Origin of the sequence: Lentisalinibacter salinarum (assembly GCF_040706555.1) — a bacterium.
GTDB classification, from domain to species: domain Bacteria; phylum Pseudomonadota; class Gammaproteobacteria; order Steroidobacterales; family Woeseiaceae; genus Lentisalinibacter; species Lentisalinibacter salinarum.
On sequence record NZ_JAPDRH010000003.1, the window covers coordinates 238,091 to 259,107 of the forward strand.

The 21,017-nt window shown below is 64.2% G+C and carries 20 protein-coding genes; 10 read left to right on the forward strand and 10 right to left on the reverse strand.

Annotation, left to right across the window (positions count from 1 at the left end; genetic code table 11):
• Positions 1–33: 33 nt before the first annotated feature.
• Together serC and gyrA are read right to left on the reverse strand one after the other, a co-directional pair.
• Positions 34–1,140 carry a 3-phosphoserine/phosphohydroxythreonine transaminase gene (serC, locus tag ACJMKZ_RS11630; RefSeq protein ID WP_405233382.1) on the reverse strand — a complete coding sequence of 369 codons (1,107 nt, stop codon included), beginning with the start codon at positions 1,138–1,140 and terminating at the stop codon, positions 34–36.
• Between the two features lie 40 nt (positions 1,141–1,180).
• The gene (gyrA, locus tag ACJMKZ_RS11635) at positions 1,181–3,736 is read right to left on the reverse strand and encodes a DNA gyrase subunit A (RefSeq protein WP_405233383.1); all 2,556 of its coding nucleotides are present in this window, start codon (positions 3,734–3,736) and stop codon (positions 1,181–1,183) included.
• 298 nt (positions 3,737–4,034) lie between these two features.
• Between gyrA and ACJMKZ_RS11640 the strand changes: the two genes are divergently transcribed.
• Genes ACJMKZ_RS11640 through ACJMKZ_RS11665 form a run of 6 tightly spaced genes read left to right on the forward strand, consistent with a single transcriptional unit; the run spans position 4,035 to position 9,706 of the window.
• Entirely contained in the window at positions 4,035–5,360 is a 1,326-nt protein-coding gene (locus tag ACJMKZ_RS11640; RefSeq protein WP_405233384.1) for a TRZ/ATZ family hydrolase, read from the forward strand.
• Positions 5,353–6,084, forward strand: a complete 732-nt coding sequence (gene ubiG, locus ACJMKZ_RS11645) for a bifunctional 2-polyprenyl-6-hydroxyphenol methylase/3-demethylubiquinol 3-O-methyltransferase UbiG (RefSeq protein ID WP_405233385.1) — start codon at positions 5,353–5,355, stop codon at positions 6,082–6,084. The genes ACJMKZ_RS11640 and ubiG overlap by 8 nt, the downstream gene beginning before the upstream one ends.
• Complete coding sequence (locus tag ACJMKZ_RS11650; RefSeq protein ID WP_405233386.1) at positions 6,081–6,755, forward strand: HAD-IA family hydrolase; 675 nt, start codon at positions 6,081–6,083, stop codon at positions 6,753–6,755. Before ubiG ends, ACJMKZ_RS11650 begins: the two co-directional genes overlap by 4 nt.
• Positions 6,752–8,116: a DNA recombination protein RmuC gene (gene rmuC, locus ACJMKZ_RS11655; RefSeq protein WP_405233387.1), complete on the forward strand. Its 1,365-nt coding sequence runs from the start codon at positions 6,752–6,754 to the stop codon at positions 8,114–8,116. The genes ACJMKZ_RS11650 and rmuC overlap by 4 nt, the downstream gene beginning before the upstream one ends.
• A gap of 4 nt (positions 8,117–8,120) precedes the next feature.
• Entirely contained in the window at positions 8,121–8,960 is an 840-nt protein-coding gene (locus ACJMKZ_RS11660; protein WP_405233388.1) for a squalene/phytoene synthase family protein, read from the forward strand.
• Positions 8,957–9,706, forward strand: coding sequence for a YciK family oxidoreductase (locus tag ACJMKZ_RS11665; protein WP_405233389.1), 750 nt, complete (start codon positions 8,957–8,959; stop codon positions 9,704–9,706). Before ACJMKZ_RS11660 ends, ACJMKZ_RS11665 begins: the two co-directional genes overlap by 4 nt.
• Here ACJMKZ_RS11665 and rluB read toward each other — a convergent pair.
• From rluB to ACJMKZ_RS11685, 4 genes are all read right to left on the reverse strand, one after another.
• Complete coding sequence (rluB, locus tag ACJMKZ_RS11670; RefSeq protein WP_405233390.1) at positions 9,678–10,544, reverse strand: 23S rRNA pseudouridine(2605) synthase RluB; 867 nt, start codon at positions 10,542–10,544, stop codon at positions 9,678–9,680. The genes ACJMKZ_RS11665 and rluB overlap by 29 nt on opposite strands.
• A gap of 11 nt (positions 10,545–10,555) precedes the next feature.
• Positions 10,556–11,368 (reverse strand): SMC-Scp complex subunit ScpB, encoded by an 813-nt coding sequence (gene scpB / locus ACJMKZ_RS11675; protein ID WP_405233391.1) that lies wholly within the window; start codon positions 11,366–11,368, stop codon positions 10,556–10,558.
• 21 nt (positions 11,369–11,389) lie between these two features.
• Positions 11,390–12,277, reverse strand: a complete 888-nt coding sequence (locus ACJMKZ_RS11680) for a segregation and condensation protein A (RefSeq protein ID WP_405233392.1) — start codon at positions 12,275–12,277, stop codon at positions 11,390–11,392.
• Positions 12,278–12,356: 79 nt separating this feature from the next.
• On the reverse strand, positions 12,357–12,977 hold the full coding sequence (locus ACJMKZ_RS11685) for an L-threonylcarbamoyladenylate synthase (protein WP_405233393.1): 621 nt from the start codon (positions 12,975–12,977) through the stop codon (positions 12,357–12,359).
• A 125-nt stretch (positions 12,978–13,102) separates the two neighbouring features.
• Between ACJMKZ_RS11685 and ACJMKZ_RS11690 the strand changes: the two genes are divergently transcribed.
• The 4 genes from ACJMKZ_RS11690 to ACJMKZ_RS11705 are packed head-to-tail and all read left to right on the forward strand — an operon-like array spanning position 13,103 to position 15,082.
• Positions 13,103–13,660, forward strand: a complete 558-nt coding sequence (locus ACJMKZ_RS11690; protein WP_405233394.1) for an inner membrane-spanning protein YciB — start codon at positions 13,103–13,105, stop codon at positions 13,658–13,660.
• A gap of 2 nt (positions 13,661–13,662) precedes the next feature.
• A complete protein-coding gene (locus tag ACJMKZ_RS11695) occupies positions 13,663–13,962 on the forward strand; it encodes a YciI family protein (protein ID WP_405234154.1) in 300 nt (99 codons plus the stop codon).
• Complete coding sequence (locus tag ACJMKZ_RS11700; protein WP_405233395.1) at positions 13,959–14,228, forward strand: BolA family protein; 270 nt, start codon at positions 13,959–13,961, stop codon at positions 14,226–14,228. The genes ACJMKZ_RS11695 and ACJMKZ_RS11700 overlap by 4 nt, the downstream gene beginning before the upstream one ends.
• Positions 14,229–14,272: 44 nt before the next feature.
• Complete coding sequence (locus ACJMKZ_RS11705) at positions 14,273–15,082, forward strand: peptidylprolyl isomerase (protein ID WP_405233396.1); 810 nt, start codon at positions 14,273–14,275, stop codon at positions 15,080–15,082.
• Between the two features lie 199 nt (positions 15,083–15,281).
• Here the strand turns inward: ACJMKZ_RS11705 and ACJMKZ_RS11710 are convergent, their stop codons facing one another.
• From ACJMKZ_RS11710 to ligA, 4 genes are all read right to left on the reverse strand, one after another.
• Positions 15,282–16,448, reverse strand: a complete 1,167-nt coding sequence (locus tag ACJMKZ_RS11710; protein ID WP_405233397.1) for a hypothetical protein — start codon at positions 16,446–16,448, stop codon at positions 15,282–15,284.
• Positions 16,449–16,556: 108 nt separating this feature from the next.
• Positions 16,557–17,444 carry a DUF6502 family protein gene (locus ACJMKZ_RS11715; protein ID WP_405233398.1) on the reverse strand — a complete coding sequence of 296 codons (888 nt, stop codon included), beginning with the start codon at positions 17,442–17,444 and terminating at the stop codon, positions 16,557–16,559.
• Positions 17,445–18,010: 566 nt separating this feature from the next.
• Complete coding sequence (locus ACJMKZ_RS11720) at positions 18,011–18,850, reverse strand: DUF6502 family protein (RefSeq protein ID WP_405233399.1); 840 nt, start codon at positions 18,848–18,850, stop codon at positions 18,011–18,013.
• Between the two features lie 123 nt (positions 18,851–18,973).
• Entirely contained in the window at positions 18,974–21,016 is a 2,043-nt protein-coding gene (ligA, locus tag ACJMKZ_RS11725; protein WP_405233400.1) for an NAD-dependent DNA ligase LigA, read from the reverse strand.
• Position 21,017 lies beyond the last annotated feature (1 nt).

Consider the following 21,017-nt stretch of genomic DNA (forward strand, 5'->3'; position numbering starts at 1 on the left):
GCAAGTCTAACGGCTGGCTCGGCACGGGACATCTCAGGCGCGGGTCCGCTCGAACTCCGCCATGAAGGCCACCAGCGCATCGACCCCCGCCTGGGGCATGGCGTTGTAGAGGCTCGCACGCATGCCGCCTACCGAGCGATGGCCTTTGAGATTGGCCAGTCCGGCGGCCTCGGCCTCGGCCAGGAAGGTCGCATCGAGGGCCGGGTCGGCCAGCGTGAACGGGACGTTCATGCGCGAGCGGGAGCCGGGCTCGACCGGGTTTGCGTAGAAGTCGGATCCGTCGATGGCCTGATAAAGGGTCTCCGCCTTGCGGGCGTTCGCGGCGCCGATGGCCTCGAGCCCGCCCTGCTCCAGCAGCCAGTCGAAGACCAGACCCGCCATGTACCAGGCGAACGTGGGCGGCGTGTTGCTCATGGAGCCGGCCTCGGCGTGCACGGCGTAGCGGAGCATGCTCGGCACGTCGTCCCGGGCCGTCTCCAGCAGGTCGTCGCGGACGATGACCAGCGTCAGCCCGGCCGGACCGATGTTCTTCTGAGCGCCGGCATAGATGAGGCCGAAGCGGCCGACGTCGAGCGGGCGCGAGAGGATATTGGAGGACATGTCCGCCACCAGCGGCACGTCACCAGTCTCGGGTATACAGTGGAACTCGACGCCGCCGATGGTTTCGTTGGGCGTGTAATGGAGGTAGGCGGCGTCCTCGCTCACCTGCCATTCGGAGGCGGCGGGCACGCGGGTATAGCTCGAGCCCGCCTCGTCCGCGGCGACGTTCACGCGGCAGAACCGTCGCGCCTCGGCCACGGCCTTGCGGCCCCAGTTGCCGGTCACCACGTAGTCCGCCGTGGCCTCCGGCGTGGCGAGATTCAGCGGCGCCATCGCGAACTGCAGCGTGGCACCGCCCTGCAGGAACAGCACGCGATAGTTGTCGGGCACGTCGAGCAGCCGGCGCAGCGCCGCATCCGAGCGCTCCGCGACCTCCCGGAACGCGGCGCCGCGATGGCTGAGCTCCATCACGGACATCCCGGTGTCGGCGAAGTCGGTCAGCTCCTCCCGCGCGCGCTCCAGCACCGCCAGGGGCAGCGCTGCGGGACCGGCACTGAAGTTATGGACCCGCGCGCCTACCGTCGTCATTGCCACTGCCATGGGGCGTCTCCGGCGAGGCGCCGCCGGTGCGGGCGGCCCGTCACTCGTCCTCTTCCTCCGCCAGGGCTTCGATGCGTTCCAGGCCCACGAGCGCCTCGTCGTCACCCAGGCGGATGAGCCGTACGCCCTGGGTGTTGCGACCGAGGATCGAGATATCGGCGACCGGCGTGCGCACCAGGGTACCGGCGTTGCTGATCAGCATGATCTCGTCGTCGTCGGACACCTGCAGCGCGCCCACCATGCGTCCGTTGCGCTCGGATGTCTGGATGGCGATGAGCCCCTGGCCGCCGCGGCCCTGGACGGAGAATTCGTCGGCTTCGCTGCGTTTGCCGTAGCCGTGCTCCGTGGCCGTGAGGATGAGCCCCTCCGAGAGGATGATTAGCGCGATCACCTCGTGGTGCTCCGCCAGGCGAATACCGCGAACGCCGGCCGCACCGCGGCCCATCGCCCGAACATCCGCCTCGCTGAAACGGATGGCCTTGCCGCTGCTCGCGAACAGCATGATGTCGCTGTCGCCGTCGGTGAGGGCCACGTCTACGAGGTGGTCGCCCGCGCGCAGATCGATGGCGATGATGCCGTTGGAGCGCGGCCGCGAGAACGCATCCAGCGGCGTCTTCTTGACCGTGCCCTGACTGGTGGCGAAGAAGACGAATTTGCCCGCCTCGAAGTCGCGTACCGGCAGCACAGCATTGATGCGCTCTTCCTGCTCCAGCGGCAGGAGATTCACGATCGGCTTGCCCCGCGCGCCGCGGCCGGCCTGCGGCAGCTGATAGACCTTCAGCCAGTACGCCTTGCCCCGGCTCGAGAAGCACAACAGCGTGTCGTGGGTGTTGGCGACGAACAGGTTGTCGATGAAGTCCTCGTCCTTCATGCGCGTGGCCGCCCGGCCCTTGCCGCCCCGGCGCTGCGCCTGATACGAGTCCAGCGGCTGCGCCTTGGCATAGCCGCCGTGGGACAGGGTGACCACCACGTTCTCCTCGGGGATCAGGTCCTCGATGGTCAGGTCGGAGTGGTCCTCCATGATCTCGGTGCGCCGCTCGTCGGCGAACTGATCGCGCACCGCCTGGAATTCCTCGCGGATCACTGAGAGGAGCCGGTCGGGGTCCGCCAGGATAAGAGAATACTGTCTAATTTTATCCAGTATCTCTTTGTATTCGTTGATTATCTTTTCTTGCTCGAGGCCGGTCAGGCGATGCAGCCGCAGGTCCAGGATGGCCTGGGCCTGGGTCTCCGACAGGCGGTATACGGTCGTCCCGTCCTCCTCGACGATACCGAATGCGCCGTGATCGGCATCGGGCCGGGTATCGATATCGCCGGCCCGCTCCAGCATGCCCGTGACCGCGCCGGGCGCCCAGCGTCCCGCGACCAGCCCGGCCTTCGCTTCGGCGGGCGACGGCGAGGCCTTGATCAGTGCGATCACCTCGTCGATGTTCGCCAGCGCCACCGCCTGACCTTCCAGGAGGTGGGCACGGTCCCGGGCCTTGCCCAGATCGTAGATCGTGCGCCGGGTGACCACCTCGCGGCGGTGGGCGACGAACGCCTCCAGGATGCCCTTCAGCGTCATCAGCTTCGGCTGACCCTCGTGCAGGGCCACCATGTTGATGCCGAAGACGCTCTGCAGCGGCGTGTGCTTGTAGAGGTTGTTCAGCACGACCTCGTGCACCTCGCCCCGCTTGAGTTCGATCACGACCCGCATGCCGTCCTTGTCCGACTCGTCGCGCAGCTCGCTGATGCCCTCCAGCTTCTTCTCGCGGACGAGCTCCGCGATCTTCTCGATCAGCCGGGCCTTGTTGACCTGGTACGGCAGCTCGGTGATCACGATGGCCTCGCGGCTGCCCTTGCCGATCTCTTCGATGTGGCTGCGGGCGCGGATGTGCACCCGGCCCCGGCCCGTCTTGTAGGCGCTGTAGATGCCCTGGGCGCCGTTGATGATACCGGCGGTGGGGAAGTCCGGCCCCGGCACGTGCTGCATGAGCCCGGCCACGTCGATGTCCGGGTCGTCGATCACCGCCACGCAGGCATCGATGATCTCGCCCAGATTGTGCGGCGGGATGTTGGTGGCCATGCCCACCGCGATGCCGGAGGAGCCGTTGACGAGCAGGTTCGGGATGCGCGTGGGCAGCACCGAGGGCTCGCTCTCGGAACCGTCGTAGTTCTCGACGAAATCGACCGTCTGCTTGTCGATGTCGGCCAGCAGTTCGTGGGCGATCCGGGCCATGCGCACCTCGGTGTAACGCATGGCCGCAGGCGCGTCGCCGTCCACCGAGCCGAAGTTGCCCTGCCCGTCCACCAGCATGTAGCGCATGGAGAACGGCTGCGCCATGCGGACGATGGTGTCGTACACGGCGCTGTCGCCGTGGGGATGGTACTTACCGATCACGTCACCGACGACGCGGGCCGATTTCTTGTACGGCTTGTTGTAGTCGTTGCCCAGTTCCCGCATCGCGTAGAGGACCCGCCGGTGCACCGGCTTCAGGCCGTCGCGCACGTCGGGCAGCGCCCGTCCCACGATCACGCTCATGGCGTAATCGAGATAGGACTGGCGCATCTCGTCTTCGAGATTTACCGAAAATATTTCCTGGGCGATGTCACTCATGGCTACTCACATAAAACCGGTCCATCGCCTTCCCCTTGCAGGGTGCCGGCGGACGATCCGTGCTGCAGGAATCAGGTCTCGGCCAGTGCTTGCGGCGGGAGCCGGTATAGCCTACCTCTGCGCCTTTTTCTGGCCCCTGATCAGACGAAAATTTTAGCATAAATCGGGACTTGTACGTAGCCGCAGGGGCCCCGGCGGCGCCGTAAGCGACGGCCCTGAAGGGCGGGCCTGTATACTAGGCTCCCGGCTCCGGCCCGGGCATAGATCCACCCTCAATAAAGTCAGTATTTTCATACAGATGGAGCAATGCGACCTGATCATCTCGTGCCGCTGGGTGGCACCCGTGGCACCGGCCGACACGGTGCTGGAGCACCATGCCCTGGTCATCCGTGACGGCGTGATCGTCGCGCTGGTGCCGGCGGCGCAGGCGAGTGCCCGCTTCGCGGCCGCCGACGTGGTCCATCTCGATGACCATCTCGTGATCCCCGGGCTGGTGAATGCTCACACCCACGCCGCCATGTCGCTGTTCCGGGGACTGGCCGACGACCTGCCGCTGGAGGTCTGGCTCCGCGAGCACATCTGGCCGGCCGAGGGCCGCTGGATCGACGCGGAATTCGTCCGCGACGGCACCCGGCTGGCCATCGCCGAGATGCTGTTGGGCGGCACCACCTGCTTCAACGACATGTATTTCTTCCCCGACATCGTCGCCGAGACCGTGGCCGCGGCCCAGATGCGCGCCTCGGTGGGCATGATCCTGGTGGACGCGCCGACGCCCTGGGCAAAGGATGCCGGCGAGTACCTGTCCAAGGGCGTCGCGGTGCACGACCGCTATGCCTCCCATCCGCTGGTGAGCACCCATTTCGCGCCCCACGCGCCCTACTCCGTGAGCGAGGCCAGCCTCGGCAGGCTCCGTGCGCTGGCCGACCAGCTGGACGTGCCGGTGCACATGCACGTCCACGAGACCGCGGCCGAGGTGGCCGCCGAGCAGGAGGCCAACGGCATGCGTCCGCTGGAGCGGCTCCGGCACCTCGGCTTCGTGAACGGCTCGCTGCTGGCCGTGCACATGACCTGTCTCACCGATGAGGAGATCGCGCTCGCCGCGGGCGCGGGCGTCTCCGTGGCCCATTGCCCGGAGTCGAACCTGAAGCTCGCCAGCGGCATCGCGCCCGTCGCGCGCCTTCTCGAGGCCGGCATCAACGTCGCTCTCGGCACCGACGGCGCGGCCAGCAATAACAACCTGGACATGCTGGGCGAGATGCGCACCGCCGCCCTGCTCGGCAAGGCGGCCGCCGGCGATGCGAGCGCACTCTCCGCCCACACCGTCCTGCGCATGGCCACGCTGAACGGAGCCGCCGCGCTGGGCCTCGCCGACAGCATCGGCAGCCTGGAACCGGGCAAATGGGCGGACGTCTGCGCCGTCGACCTGTCAGCGCCACGCACCCAGCCCGTGTACGAGCCGGTCTCCCAGCTCGTCTACGCCGCCGAGGCCTCGCAGGTCAGCGACGTCTGGGTGGCCGGGCGACAGCTGGTCAAGCGCGGACGGCTCAGCCACCTGCGCCTGGACGACATCAGCGGCCGGGCCGCAGAATGGAGAGAGAAAATCTGGAATTACGACCATGAATGACCCGCAAGCGAAGACCGGCGGTAACGTCGATGAGGGCGAGATCCGCAAGTTCGAGGCGATGGCCGAGACGTGGTGGGATCCGGACGGCGACTTCGCACCCATCCACCAGATGAACCCGCTGCGGCTCGGCTACATCGATGAGCGGGCGCCGCTGTCGGGCCGCAAGGTACTCGACATCGGCTGCGGCGGCGGCATTCTCAGCGAGGCGATGGCGGCGGCCGGAGCCGAGGTGACCGGCATCGACCTCGCGCCCGGCCCCCTCGCCGTGGCACGCACCCACGCCCGGGAATTCGGCGTGGACGTGGATTACCTGGAGACCGGCGCCGAAGACCTGGCGGGCGAACGGCCGGAAGCCTACGACGTCGTCACGTGCCTGGAGATGCTCGAACACGTACCGGAGCCCGGCAGCGTCATCGACGCGTGCAGCCGCCTTGTGCGGCCGGGCGGCCATGTGTTCTTCTCCACCATCAACCGCACGGCGAAAGCCTTCGCGCTCGCCATCGTCGGCGCGGAGTACGTGCTGCGCCTGCTGCCGCGCGGCACTCACGAGTACGAGAAGCTGATCCGACCGTCGGAACTGGAGGCGTGGGCGAGGCAGGCGGACCTCCTCCTGGAGGAACTGACCGGCGTGCGCTACAACCCGCTGACGCGCCACTTCAGTATCACGAAGGACGTTGACGTCAACTACATCGCCCACTTCCGCAGGCGGGGCGCCGGCGGATGACGGAGCCGAGGCCTTTCGCCGGCTGGCTGTTCGACCTGGACGGCACGCTCATCGACACCGCGCCGGACATGACCGATACGCTGGCGGAACTCTGCCGCGCGTACGACACACGCCCGCCCGAATACCACCTCGCGCGCGCGAACATCACCAACGGGGCCGCCGGCCTGATCCGTCTCGCCTTCCCGGATCGGGACGAAGAGACGCGTCGCGCGCTGTACGAGGAATACCTGCAACGCTACGCCGACCGCGTCCACCGCAGCTCGCGCCTGTTCGAGGGGATGGAAGAGGTACTCGCCGCCATCGAGGCCGTCGGCCTGCCCTGGGGCATCGTGACCAACAAGCCCCAGGGGCTCACGGACGCGCTGCTCGAGGGCCTGGGACTCGGCACCCGATCCCGGATTACCGTCGGCGGCGACGCACTGCCCCAGCGCAAGCCGCATCCGGCGCCGCTCCTGCATGCGGCACGCGCGCTCGCCGTGCCTGCAGCAGACTGTGTGTACGTGGGCGATAACCTGCGCGACGTGGAGGCCGGCCGCGCGGCCGGCATGCGCACGATCGCCGCGGCTTACGGCTATCTGCTGCCGGAGGACGATGCCCGGGGCTGGCAGGCCGACCTCGTCATCGAGCATCCGGTGGCGCTACTGCCGATACTGGAGGAAGCGCGCGGGTGAGCGACTGGCTGCAGGTCCCGGTTCCGGCGTGGATGGCCGGCGTCGCTTCTGCCGTATCGCTGGCTCTCGGGCTGCTCCTGCTCTGGCTGTTCGTCCGCGGGCGCCTCGCCCGGCTGACTGCGGAACGCGACGACGCCGAACGCCGCGTGAAGGATCAGGAAGCGCTGCGGGCGGAACGGGAAGCGGCCTTCGAGCTCGCCGCCAGCCGTCTCCAGGAGTCCTTCGGCGACGTGGCCCACCGCAGCCTCCGGGTGAACAGCGAGGCGTTCCTGCGCCTTGCCAAGCAGAACCTCGGCGCCCAGCAGCAGCAGGCCACGCACGCGCTGTCCGAGCGCGAGAAGGCCGTCGAGAACCTGGTGAAACCCATCCGCGAGGCGCTGGAGAAGACGGAGCGCCAGATCGGCCATCTGGAGAAGGCCCGCTCGGAGGCCTACGGCAGCATCACCGCGCAGCTCGAGGCCATGCAGGCCAGCCAGCAGGCCCTGCAGGCCGAGACCAGCAATCTCGTGAAGGCCCTGCGCCGGCCCGAGGTACGCGGCCAGTGGGGCGAGATCACGCTGCGCCGTCTCGTCGAGCTGGCCGGCATGGTCGAGCACTGTGATTTCGTCGAGCAGGAGACCGGCGGCGGCGCCGGCGAGCGCATACGTCCCGACATGATCATCCGCATGCCGGACGACCGGGAACTCGTCGTGGACGTGAAAACACCGCTCGATGCCTACCTGGCGGCGGTGGAAGCCACCGACGACCAGCTGCGTGCGGCCGCCCTCGCCCGCCACGAGCGCAAGGTCCGCGAACGCATCCGCGAGCTGGCAAGCAAGCACTATTGGTCCCAGTTTCCGCGCAGCCCGGAGTTCGTGATTCTGTTCATCCCTGGCGACCAGTTCCTCTCGGCGGCGATGAACCAGAATCCGGACCTGCTGGACGAGGCCCTGCGACAGAAGATCATCCTGGCCACGCCCACCAGCTTCGTCGCGTTGCTGAAGGCCGTCGCCTACGGCTGGCGCCAGCTGGCGCTCGCCGAGAACGCGGAGGAGATCCGCGGACTGGCCGTCGAGCTCTACGATCGGCTCGCCACTTTCGGCAGCCACCTGAATCGGGTGGGGCGCCAGCTCTCCGGCAGCGTCAACGCATTCAACGCGGCCGTCGGCTCGCTGGAACGCAGCGTGCTCCCCGGCGCCCGCAAGTTCAGGGAACTCGGCGTGCAGACGCGGAAAAACCTGGATACCCTCGAGCCCGTGGAAGAGATCACCCGCGTGGCCGGGTCGGGGCCGGAGTCGGACGCCGGGCCGCCCACCGAATCGGTACCCGAGTCGGGACCGGAGCCGGGCGCCGGATCGACCGACGAACCCACGCGCCCCTGACGCCGTGACGGACGCACCCGAGAACTGGACCAGGCTCCGGGCCGGTTCCGACGAGGAGCTGGTCGCCAATTTCCTGCGTGGCGATTCCGAACGCCGCTTCCGGCTGCTGTGCGCGCTGCGCGATACGATCCTCGCCGCCTCGGCCGGGAGCCGGGACCCCGCCATCGGCGCCGTCAAGCTGGACTGGTGGCGGCAGGAGATCGCCCGGCTGGCAGTCGGCGAACCCCGTCATCCGCTGACCAGCGGGCTGGCGGAGCTGCTGCCCGTGGCCTCGTCCTTCGTCCCCTGGCTGGAAGAACTCGTCATCTGCGCGGAATCCCTGGGCCGCGGCGAGACGCCGGAGTCGGTCGACCAGCTGAGGCTGTATTGCTTCCGCCGGGAAAGCGCCGCGCTGACGCTCGCCGCCGCGCCATCCGGTGAACAGACGCACGACGAACCCCGCCGCGCGGCCGCGCGGCACGCAGGTATCGCCTGGGGCATGGCGAAGACCACCGGCGCGCTGGCGGCCGGGCGGCAGCTCTTCCTCCTGCCCCGGGACGTCGCGGCCGATGCCGGACTGGACGACATGGCGCCCGGCAGGTGGCCGGAGCAGGACGGATTCCGCCGCGCAGTCGAGTATCTGGCGGACGCCGGACTCGAGGAACTCGCGCGCGCCGGGCCCGGGACTTGCGACGCCAGCGCCGTCACCGCGGTGGTCGCCGCCGTCAGCGAAGCGCACCTGACCGCGCGGCGCCGCGACGGGACCCGCGGCCCGGCCCATCCGTTACAATTGCTCTGGCGCGCGTGGCGCGCCGCCCGGCGCCACGCGCGCACCCCCAGCACCCCCGATCAGGAGCAGCCGTGACCTTCGATCCCCGCACCTACACTCCCAACGAGAACCTGCTGGCCGACCGCGTCATCCTCGTCACGGGCGCCGGCGACGGCATCGGCCGGGCCGCGGCGAAACGATTCGCCGGACTGGGCGCGCGCGTGATCCTGCTCGGGCGCACGGTGAGCAAGCTGGAGTCGGTCTACGACGAGATCATCGACGCGGGGCACCTGCGCCCCTCCATCGCTCCCGTGGACTTCGAGAAGGCCGACGGCGAGACCTATACGAGCCTCGCGGACAGCATCGCGGACGAGTTCGGCCGGCTGGACGGCCTGCTGCACAACGCCGGCATCCTGGGTGAACTCGCGCCCATCGAACACTACGACGTCGCCCTGTGGCAGCGCGTCATCCACGTCAATCTGACAGCAGAGTTCGTCCTGACCAAGGTCTGCCTGCCCCTGCTGCGAAAATCCGAGGACGGCTCCATCGTCTTCACGTCCAGTGGCGTGGGCCGGCAGGGCCGCGCTTACTGGGGCGCCTACGCGGTCTCCAAATTCGGCGTCGAATGCCTCTCCCAGGTCCTCGCCCAGGAGACCGAGAAGGCGGGCATCCGGGTCAATTGCGTGAACCCCGGCGCCACCCGCACCGACATGCGGCTGAAAGCGTATCCGGCAGAGGACAGGGACAAGCTGGCCACTCCGGAGGAGGTGCTGACACCCCACATCTATCTGCTCGGCCCCGACAGCCGGGGCGTCACCGGCGGGTCTTTCGACGCCCAGTAGACCTGCCCGCCGCGCGCCCGGCCTGGCGCCCCGTCTTCGCCCCGGACGTTCCCCGGCGCCGTTTCGGGTCCTGGCCGGCATCTTCCGGCCTCTCGGCGGCGACCTCGAGGCCCGCCGCCGCATACAACGCCCCGGCCTCGGCCGCCGTCAGGGGACGGTGTTGTCCCCGGCGCAGCCCCCGGGGAAGGTGTATCGGACCGTAACCGATGCGGATGAGCCGGCTCACCTCGACACCCGCCGCTTCCCAGAGCCGCCGCACCTCCCGGTTGCGGCCTTCCCGCAGGGTCACCTCGTACCACTGATTGACGCCTTCGCCGCCTTTCTCCGCGAGGCTGTCGAAGGCGGCCGGACCATCCTCCAGTTCGATGCCGCCGGTCAGTCGTGCCAGGTCCTCCGCCGAAGGCGTACCTCGCACGCGCACCGCGTAGCGCCGCTCGATGGTGCTGGATGGATGCATGAGCGCATTGGCCAGCGCGCCGTCGGTCGTGAAGATCAGCAGACCACTGGTGGCGACGTCCAGGCGGCCGACGCTCACCCAGCGCCCCCGGTCCAGCCGCGGCAGCGCGTCGAATACAGTGGCATGCCCGGACTCGTTGCTGCGCGAGCAGACCTCGCCCTGGGGCTTGTGATAGATCAGATGCCGATGGAACCCCGGTTCGGGCCGACGGACCGCGAGGGGACGGCCGTCGAGGGTGATCCGCTCATCGCCCGTGACCGTGTCGCCGAGCACGGCCGTGCGGCCGTCGATCGCGAGCCGCGCGTCGCTTATCCAGCGCTCGATCTCGCGGCGGGAACCGTGGCCGGCTGCCGCCAGCACCTTCTGCAAACGCTCAGCCATGACGGCGCGTATCAGCTCGAGGGCGGCGCGCCCGCGCTGGCGCGTTCTTCCTCCCCGGCTTCCTCGCTCTCCTCGCTCGCCCCGCCATCCGCGACTTCGTCGGTGTCGGTGGATGCATCCGTGTCCTCGTAGGCGCTCTCACCGTCGACGGTGTCGTCGTCGGTGGCGTGCTCCGCTTCATCGTCGCTCCCTGCGTCCGGAGCGTCATAGGCATCCCCCGCCCGCAGGGCAGTGACGTTGGCCGGGACCGTTTCGCTCGCTTCGCCGGTGGCGAATTCCAGCTGCGCGTTCAGGCCCTCGATATCCTGCAGCTCGGCCAGGGGCGGCAGATCGTCCAGTCGCTTCAGGCCGAAATAGTCCAGGAACGCCTTCGTCGTGCCGAACATCTCGGGTTTGCCCGGTACGTCGCGGTGGCCGAGCACCCGGATCCACTCCCGGTCGAGCAGCGTGCGGATGATGTTGGGGCTGACGGTGACGCCGCGCACATCCTCGATCTCGCCGCGGGTGATGGGCTGGCGGTAAGCGATCAGCGCCAGCGTCTCGAACAGCGCGCGCGAATAACGCGGCGGACGCTCCTCCCACAACGGCTGCAGCATGGCCGACATCGACGGGCGCACCTGCACGCGGAAACCCGACGCCACCTCGGCCAGCATGATGCCCCGGTCCTCGTAGTCGGCCTCCAGTTCGTCGAGAGCCGCGCGGATATCCTTGCGCTCCGGACGCGAACTCTCGTCGAACAGCGACATCATCTGCTCGATCGACAGCGGTTCCGACGAGGCGAGCAGCGCTGCCTCGAGAATATATTTGATACTCGTCTCATCCATAGGTCACTTTACCGGGAACGCTCAGGACGTGGCGCTCTCGTCCGACGCCGTGGCGTCCCCCTCATCATTCACAACGCGCACATTCGAGGCCGCCCGCACGTGCAGGGGGGCGAAGTCCTCTGACTGCACCACCTCGATGAGCGACTCACGAAGCAGTTCGAGCACGGCGATGAACGTCACCGCGACGCCCATGCGGCCCTCCTCCACGTCGAACAGCTTGTCGAACTGGGTGAACTGCGCGCCACGGATCCGCGTTAGGATCTCCGACATGCGCTGACGTACCGAGAGCGGCTCGCGCTGCACATGAAGATTGGTGAACATCTCGGCGCGGGCCAGCACCTGCTGGAGCGCCACCATCAGCTCCTTGAGCGTCACATCCGGCAGTTTGGTGACCACCTGGCGCTCGGGCGCCTCGGCCTGTCCCAAGTGCACGTCGCGCTCGAGGCGCGGCAACTCCTCGAGGTTCTCCGCCGCTTTCTTGAAGCGCTCGTATTCCTGCAGCCTGCGGACCAGTTCCGCCCGCGGGTCGTGTTCCTCGTCCTCCTCGACCACCGGCCGCGGCAGCAGCATCCTCGATTTGATCTCCGCCAGCATCGCCGCCATCACCAGATACTCACCGGCCAGCTCCAGCTGAAGCTCCTTCATCAGCTCGATGTACTCGATGTACTGCCGGGTGATCTCGGCGATGGGGATGTCCAGGATGTCCAGATTCTGCCGCCGGATCAGGTAGAGCAGCAGATCCAGCGGTCCCTCGAACGCCTCCAGGAACACCTGGAGGGCATAGGGCGGGATATAGAGATCCTGAGGCAGCTCGGTCACCGGCTCACCGTCCACGATGGCGAACGGCATCTCGGCCTGGGACGGCCGCAGATCCTCGGGCACCGCCTTGGGCGCTCCCTGGTCGCTCACCACGCGGAGGACCGGCTGCTTTTTCTCTGATTCGGACACAGGGTGATTCTAACGTAATCCCAGCGGGGCCGCGGCCCCCTCATTCGAAGGCGCTGACGTCACCGATGCCCCGCCGCAGGATATGTACCGTGCCCTCCGTGAGGTCCAGCACGCTGGACGGCTCCATACCGCCGGCGCCGCCATCGACCACCGCATCCACCTGATTACCCAGGCGTCCGGCGATCTCCACGGGGTCGGTCATGGGCACGTCGTCGCCGGGCAGCAGCAGGGTCGAACTCATCATCGGCTCGCCCAGCGCCTCCAGCAGCGCCTGGCTGATCGGGTGGTCGGGCACGCGGATGCCGATGGTCTTCTTGCGCGGGTTCTTCAGCCGGTTGGGCACTTCACGGGTGGCCTTCAGGATGAACGTGTAGGGTCCCGGCGTGAAATGCTTCAGCAGCCGGTAGGCCCAGTTATCCACCCGCGCATAAGTGGCGATCTCGGACAGGTCGCGGACCACCAGCGAGAAATCATGGAGTTTGTCCGCCTGGCGCAACAGCCTGATGCGGTCCAGCGCCTTCTTGTTGCCGATCTCGCAGCCGAAGGCGTAGCTCGAGTCGGTGGGGTACACCAGCAGGCCCCCGGCGCGGATTATGTCGACCGCCTGGTCGACATAGCGCTTCTGCGGGTTCTCCGGGTGTATGGTGATGATCTGCGACACGCCCGGCATTCTACCGGCACGCGGGCACAAATCCGACTGCCGTGAACCGCCGCGTTGGGGCTCCGCCGGCGTGTGCGTTATCATTCGCCGATCACGGTACTCACCGCAGAACAGACTCCCAGCGCATGCAATTGATCCTGGACTATCTGCCGGTGGTCGCGTTTTTCGTGGCCTACAAACAGGCCGACATCTACACCGCGACCATCGTCCTCATGGCCACCATGCCGCTGGTGCCGCTGGCCCACTGGATATTCACGCGGCAGGTCGGCCGCATCTATCTGATCTCGACCGCGCTGGTACTGATACTCGGCGGCGTGACACTGGCGCTTCGCAACAGCCTGTTCCTCATCTGGAAGCCCACTCTCCTGAACTGGGCCATGGCAGCGGTGTGCATCGGCAGCCTCTACATCGGCGAGAAGCCCCTTATCCAGCGGCTGCTGCAATCCGCCGTGGAACTTTCTGCAGCCCAGTGGCGTCAACTGACCGTGATTTGGGGGATATTCTTCGCCGTAGCCGGTGCGGCCAACATCTTCGTCGCGTACCGTTTCGGCGAGAGCGCCTGGGTCAGCTTCAAGCTCTTCGGACTGCTGGGCATGACCCTCGCCTTCATGGTGATCCAGGGAGTCTGGCTGGCCGTCATGGTCTCCCGGAACGAGCGCAAATCCACCAGCGGAGCTGAATGACGATGTGGTATGCCATCATCAGTGAAGACGTGCCGGACAGCGGGCCTCTGCGCTCCAGTGCGAGGGCCAGACACCTCGAGCGGCTGCGCACGCTCCGGGACGAGGGTCGCCTCCTGGTCGCCGGACCGCACCCCGCCATCGATAACGAGGACCCGGCCGAAGCCGGCTTTACGGGCAGTCTCGTCATCGCGGAATTCGCCTCACTGGAGGACGCCAGAGCCTGGGCCGACGATGATCCATACGTGGAAGCCGGCGTCTACCAGCGCGTGGTCGTGAAGCCGTTCAACAAGGTCCTGCCGTGACGAACCGTCAGGCAGAACTCGAGAAACGGCTCCGGAATGCGCTGGAACCCGAGGAACTCCTGATCAAGGACCAGAGCCATCTGCACGCCGGTCACGCGGGCGCGCAGGACGGCCGCAGCCACTTCGCCGTGCGACTGACCGCCAGCGCTTTCGAGGGGCTCTCACGCATCCAGCGGCACCGACTCGTCTACGATGCCGCCGGGGACATGATGGACACCGATATTCACGCGCTCAGTATTTCCGCTCTCGCCCCCGGCGAGTCCTGAAGGGTTTGAGGGCAAGATTCGACCACGGAAACAGAGGACCAACTATGACGACTACGTATCTGCGCCAGCTAGGCGCCGGCAAGGCCCTCGTACTTGCCACCGCAGTGCTGCTGAGCACGGCAGCCTGCGCACAGTCCGACACCGCGACGGCAGCCGACCCCGAGGTGGAGGCCAAGGTGCTAGAACTCTACATGCAGAATCGCATGAGGGGCGCCCAGGGTGACGTCACCGCAGAGCAGCGTGAGCAGTTCCGCGACGAAGTCGCTGACCTCTACCTGCTTGCCGATGAGGCCGAAGCGGCCGGACTCGACGAGGACCCCGAAGTCGCGGCCCAGATCAAGCTCCAGCGCATGTCGACGCTCGCCTCGGCCCTGGCCGGCAACTACCTGGAAGAGAACCCGCCCACCGAGACGGAACTGCGCGCTGAATACAGCGCCCAGGTGGCCGGATACCAACCTCAGCAATACAAGGCCCGGCACATCCTCCTGGAGACGGAGGACGAGGCCAAGGCCGTGATCGCGCAGCTGGATGAAGGCGCCGAATTCGCCGAACTGGCCAAGGAGAAGTCGACCGGCCCGTCCGGGCCTAACGGAGGTGACCTAGGCTGGTTCCCGCCGGACTCGATGGTCAAGCCATTCTCTGACGCCGTGGTGGCACTGGAGGACGGCAGTTATACCAGCGAACCCGTGCAGACCCAGTTCGGTTGGCACGTGATCCTGCGAGAGGATTCGCGGGAAACGGAAGCTCCCTCTTTCGATGAGGTGAAAGACAGGCTAAGGCCGGTTGTCGAGCAGAAGAAACTGCAGGAATATCTGGATGGCCTGAGATCAGGAAACAACGGCTCGGCCGAATGACCTCATCGGACTAGCAAGAAAAAGGGCGCCGCTGGCGCCCTTTTTTTGTCCGGGAAATGTGACTCCCATCACACCAGGCTGTTCAGCCCTCCGGTAACTTCTCTCTCGAATCTTCTCTTATCGCTCGGAGAGGATTCCTCCAACCCTCAAATCTCCTAAGTTGAGGCGAGATATTAGCCGGCAGGGATGCCGGCTTTTTTTATTTCGCCACTACAAGAGGTGAACCAGAGTACTTTGTCCCGACGAGTGCGACTTGAGCGCCAACACTCGGTAACGGACCGTTCGCCAAGAGAGGCGTGTAGTCAACCGAGACGCCACCGATAGTGATCAGTCCTAATCCGTGATCTACAGCGCCCACCGTGCCTTGAATAAAGACATCCATGGTCGTTGAAGGAGAAGCACTTCCCAATTTCGCCAGACTCGTTGCAACTGAGACGCCAGCGCTGACCCGAGAGCCAAAAACTGCGACAAGGTCGCCCTGGCTTAGGGAATTCAAAGTCGAACCTTCGAGGCCAACCTCTCCGCCAAGAACAGTCACAGTCGAACGATCATGGTGAACGGCCTGAATCGGCGCAACAGCGAAGAGACTCGGTTGTACCCCAATTGCGAAAGCCCCAGATCTCGCAACCTGAGCAGAAATATCTACATAGCGCGCTTGAAATCCTTCCAACGCCGCGAACAAAACATCGCTGCCATTGATGCTGCGAAGATCGCTACCGTTGATGCTCAGCGCATCGCTGCCATTGATGCTCAGCGCATCGCTGCCATTGATGCTGAGCACATCACTACCGTTGATGCTCAGTACATCGCTGCCATTGATGCTGCGAAGATCGCTGCCATTGATGCTGAGCACATCACTACCGTTGATGCTCAGTACATCGCTGCCGTTAATGCTGCGAAGATCGCTACCGTTGATGCTCAGCGCATCGCTGCCATTGATGCTGAGCACATCACTACCGTTAATGCTCAGTACATCGCTGCCATTGATGCTCAGTACATCGCTGCCATTGATGCTGCGAAGATCGCTGCCATTGATGCTGAGCACATCACTACCGTTGATGCTCAGTACATCGCTGCCATTAATGCTGAGCACATCACTCCCGTTGATGCTCAGTACATCGCTGCCATTGATGCTGCGAAGATCGCTACCGTTGATGCTCAGCGCATCGCTGCCGTTGATGCTGCGTACATCGCTGCCGTTGATGCTGCGTACATCGCTGCCGTTGATGCTGCGTACATCGCTGCCGTTAATACTTTGGACCGAACTCTCAGTGGTGCCAGCATTCGCTATTGCCGACAGTGCTGAAAAGCAAATTGCTCCGAACAACATCGGCAATCTCTTATCGAGTCTATTTTTTTCGCTCATTGTGAGAGTTCCTCCAAAACCTCTCGGAAATATTTTCCTGGGATCCCCCAAAAAATCTCTTGCGGCGGTCGGAGCTCTTCCTATATCCGTCGCAAACTCGTCGACCTCCTAATGCCGCGAGTCATCGTTGTCTTCTTTTTCCTGCCTACTTAACAGCGTTTTCAAAGCCTTCGGCTCGTCGTCCTCGTCAACGACGTAGTGATAGATGCCGATTCCTGTCTGGACTACGTCGTCACCCGCCTCTTTTCTTGGTGTCTTCTGCTGCGCAATCCAGTTATCAATATCTTCTAGCACCGCCTGGCCGCGCTCCCTCACATACGAATCCAGACCTTCTAGATCAATTCGTCTCATCCCGTTATCTGCAATTACCGTCCTCTCAAACCGGCCCTTGCCTGGACCCGACTTCAGCATGTTGAACTCTAGGGTTTGGATGAAGTTTCGAATCTGTATTCCAAATCTCTCCAGAAAATCTGGGGCTAGCGAATCGGGCACATATTCACGTCTGACCACTTTGTACCAACCCGCATCTGTCTGAACGACAATTCCAACTCGAAGCAACTCCTCCAGCATCGCTCTAGGCGTCATATCCCCGCTGTATGTCTGCACCAGCGTCGTGAAGGATTCCCCTGTCGGACTGTCATAAGGAAGTTCGAGCGGAACACCGTACGGTCCCGTGTAATCCGGGTCGGTATGCCATCCCAGCAATACTCGGCCGATCCGGCTTAAGTTGCTCTGCCCCCCCGTAAAATCCTCCTCGTCTATTTCAGCTAATCGCTGAACTTCTTTTCTTGTGAGGCCGGTGACTATCGCAATACGCGCTTTCGACATCCGCCGACCCGGAACTTGAAACTCTTCCGCCGCGATTGAAACGTAAACTCGCTTAATGACCTCCGAAAACTCGGCAAACGAAACCCCGTGCCGAAGCAAGATTCGAACCAGGGGCCGCATCAATCTGGAGTAGGCCGCAAGCAACCCCTGTTTTACAGAATCGTTCATATCTAAACATAATCCCCATAAATTGGGAATTTATGCCGGCCGGTCCTGCGAGTCAACCGATTATGACTAATAAATTCGACGGGTTATGTGCAATTTCGGCAACCAACTGGAACATTGGTCCGCCGAACTTTCGTCTCTCGTAGGCCCCGGACCGTGCTCTGGGCCGGCAATTGGGATAAATGCAGAAGAAAAGCAGTCGACTGTTGTCGTCATTTGATACTTTTTAATACAGCTAGTTAGTGATTATTCTTAATAAAGTAAATTAATAATTACCGACGCAAGACTTTGAAGTCATTGTGACAGCACGCAACATAGTGATGCCCAAGCGGGAACCGGGGAGCTAATCTGCCGCCCATAGGAATGGAGAAACGGCGAAATCTCCTACTCAATAAGGCAGTGACACGTCTACTGCGCTGGAAAGAGCCAATCGGGAATTGTCGGCAGCCTGCCCGCCCGCGTGGACGAAGACTCGACTTTCTCTTGTAGGAGAGTAAAGGAAACTAAACGCCCGAAGCGTTCCCGGCGTGAGAAATCCGCAGCTGTCAGATTACTTGTTGAGCGGAACTCTAGTCGTCTGGCAACGACAAGTTTTCTGATGGGGCTTCTTCGAAATAGTAGAGACCTATTCCAACTGCCCGTCCCTCCTCCGCATCAGCCTCTTCATGAAAGGACTCATAAGTTGAGAATAGATCCTGCATAGACTTTGCGAATTCCTCCATTCTCCCTCTGGTCATGTAACGCAAGCGTCTGAGGTCGGCCTTACTCATCAGCTGTGTCGTAACAGTCCTCTCAATATGAACGTCATCTTGGTTGCTTGGATCAGTGTTGTGCAAGATTGTCTCAGCAAGCCGCCTTAAGGAAAGCTCAAGAGCTACCGCTAAACGATCATCCAAATCCGCGGGTGTAAAAACAGACTTCAGAGCCCGAAGCCTTCCGTCAGAAAGTTCTTCTATAGCCCCAACTCTCAGCAACTCTGTTCGCATTGCTCCCGGCGGAATATCTCCTCCAAACCGCTTCACCAGATCAGTAAACGACCCTGCTTCCCCAGCAAAATCTAGGAGTCCAGGCTCGCCACTTTCCTCGATGAAATCCGGATGGCTGTACCACTTAGCGAGTACCGCACCTGGTGCCACTTCCCGCTTAACCTCGAAGGTCTGACCAGCCGCCTCTCGATCTCTAAGCCGTTTAACTTCTTTTCGGGTCAAACCAGTCATCACGGCTACCCGGGATGTATTCGTCGGACGTCCTCGCAAGCCATAGTCCGACGATGCAACATTTACGAAAGCTGCCTTCGCTATTTCCGCGAACTCTCTGTATCCAAGACCGCTTCTGAGCATCGCCCGAGCAATGGGACGAAACGCACGAAAAAGTGCTTCTAGAATCTTTCTTTGTGTAGCGCTTGGCATGGCGCTGCAATATAGGAGTCGGATTCAGTTTACGTCAACAAAATCCAGAGGATGGGAACAATCGCCCAAACTAGAGTTCTGGCGGGCCTTCTTCTTTGGGGTGATTAGCCGAGCAAAACTGGCTCAGTGCAAAGGATTCAATAAGACGGCCAACCGATCCTCACCAATGGTCTCGATACCCAAAGCCTCTGCTTTTTCCAATTTGCTGCCTGCGTTCTCACCGACAACAACGAAGTCTGTTTTCTTCGAGACACTTCCGGTTACTTTGCCGCCTGCCGCACGGATGCGATCCTTCGCTTCATCCCGGGTCATCGACTTGAGCGTTCCCGTGATCACGACGGTCTTGCCGGCGAATGGTCCGGTTTCGGATACCGCGCCCGCCGCCTTGCCTTTGGGCCAGGTGATGCCGAGATCCTGCAGAGCCCGGATGACACTGCGGTTGCGGTCTTCTGCGAAGAACGCGTGGATGTGCGACGCCACAACCGGCCCAACGTCCGGCACCGCCTCCAGCGCTTCCTGATCCGCAGCCATCAGGGCGTCGAGGTCGCCGAAGTACTGCGCGAGATTCGCCGCGGTCGCCTCCCCCACCTCCCGTATACCGAGTGCGTAGAGGAAGCGATCCAGGGTGGTTTTCTTGCTGCTCTCGAGCGCCGCGACGAGGTTCTCTGCGGATTTCTCCCCCATTCTCTCGAGTCCGGCGAGCTCCTCTGCAGTCAGCCGGTACAGATCGTCCGGTGATTCCACCTTTCCGGATTCGACGAGTTGCTCCACGATCTTCTCGCCGAGACCGTCGATGTCCATGGCACGGCGCGAGGCGAAGTGACGTAGCGACTCCTTGCGCTGGGCGGCGCAGATGAGTCCGCCGGAGCAGCGGGCGACCGCCTCGCCTTCCGGGCGTTCCACCGCTGAGCCGCAGACGGGGCAGTGTTCGGGCAGGCTGATCCGCCTCGCGTTCTTAGGACGCCGGTCGGTCACCACCGATACGATCTCGGGTATGACGTCTCCCGCCCTCCGCACGATGACGGTATCGCCGATTCTGACATCCTTCCGGGCGATCTCGTCCATGTTGTGGAGGGTGACGTTGCTCACGGTGACGCCGCCGACGAAGACGGGCTCCAGGCGGGCCACGGGCGTGACGGCACCCGTCCGTCCCACCTGGAATTCCACGTCGCGCACGACCGTGAGCTCCTCCTGTGCCGCGAACTTATGGGCGACGGCCCATCGCGGTGCACGGGAGACAAAACCGAGTTCGCGCTGATGATCGAGTCTGTCCACCTTGTAGACGACACCATCGATCTCGTATGGGAGCGAGTCCCTTTTCTCGGCGATTTGCCCATAATAACGAAGACAGCCCTCGACGCCGCTCACGGTCTGGCTCTCCGGACAGGTGCGGTGGCCCCAGTCGCGCAACTGCTCCAGGATGCCGCTCTGACGATCAGGCAGATCGCCGCCCGAGTATTCGCCGATGCCGTAGACGAAGATCTCGAGCGGTCGCCTCGCGGTGATGCGCGGATCTAACTGGCGCAGACTGCCCGACGCCGCGTTACGGGGATTGACGAAGGTCTTCTCACCCGCCTTCTCCGCCCGGCGGTTGAACTCCACGAATCCCGCTTTCGGCATGAAGACCTCGCCCCGAATCTCGATGACGCGCGGGTAGCCGGAGCCACGGAGCCGCAGGGGAACGCTGCGGATGGTACGCACGTTGTGGGTGATGTCCTCGCCCGTGGTCCCGTCGCCACGGGTGGCCGCCTGCACGAGCCCGCCGTCCTCGTAACGCATGCTGACGGCGACGCCATCCATCTTGGGCTCGGCGTGGTAGACGAGCGCTTCGCCCTGTTCCTCGTCCAGCTCGAGGCGGTCGATCACCCGGCGATGGAAGTCCCGCAGCTCCTCCTCTGAGAACGCGTTGGCGAGTGACAGCATGGGCACACCGTGCCTGACCTCGCCGAATTCGCTGACCGGCGTGGTGCCCACGCGCTGTGTCGGCGAGTCGGGATCCCGGAGGGCCGGGTACTCCTCCTCCAGCGCTTCCAGTTCGCGCATGAGCCGGTCGTACTCGGCATCCGGGACGGAGGGGTCGTTGAGGACGTAGTAGCGGTAGTTGTGCTGGCGGATCTCCTCCCGGAGCTGCTCGACGCGTTTTCTCTTGGCGGCGGGAACGCTCACG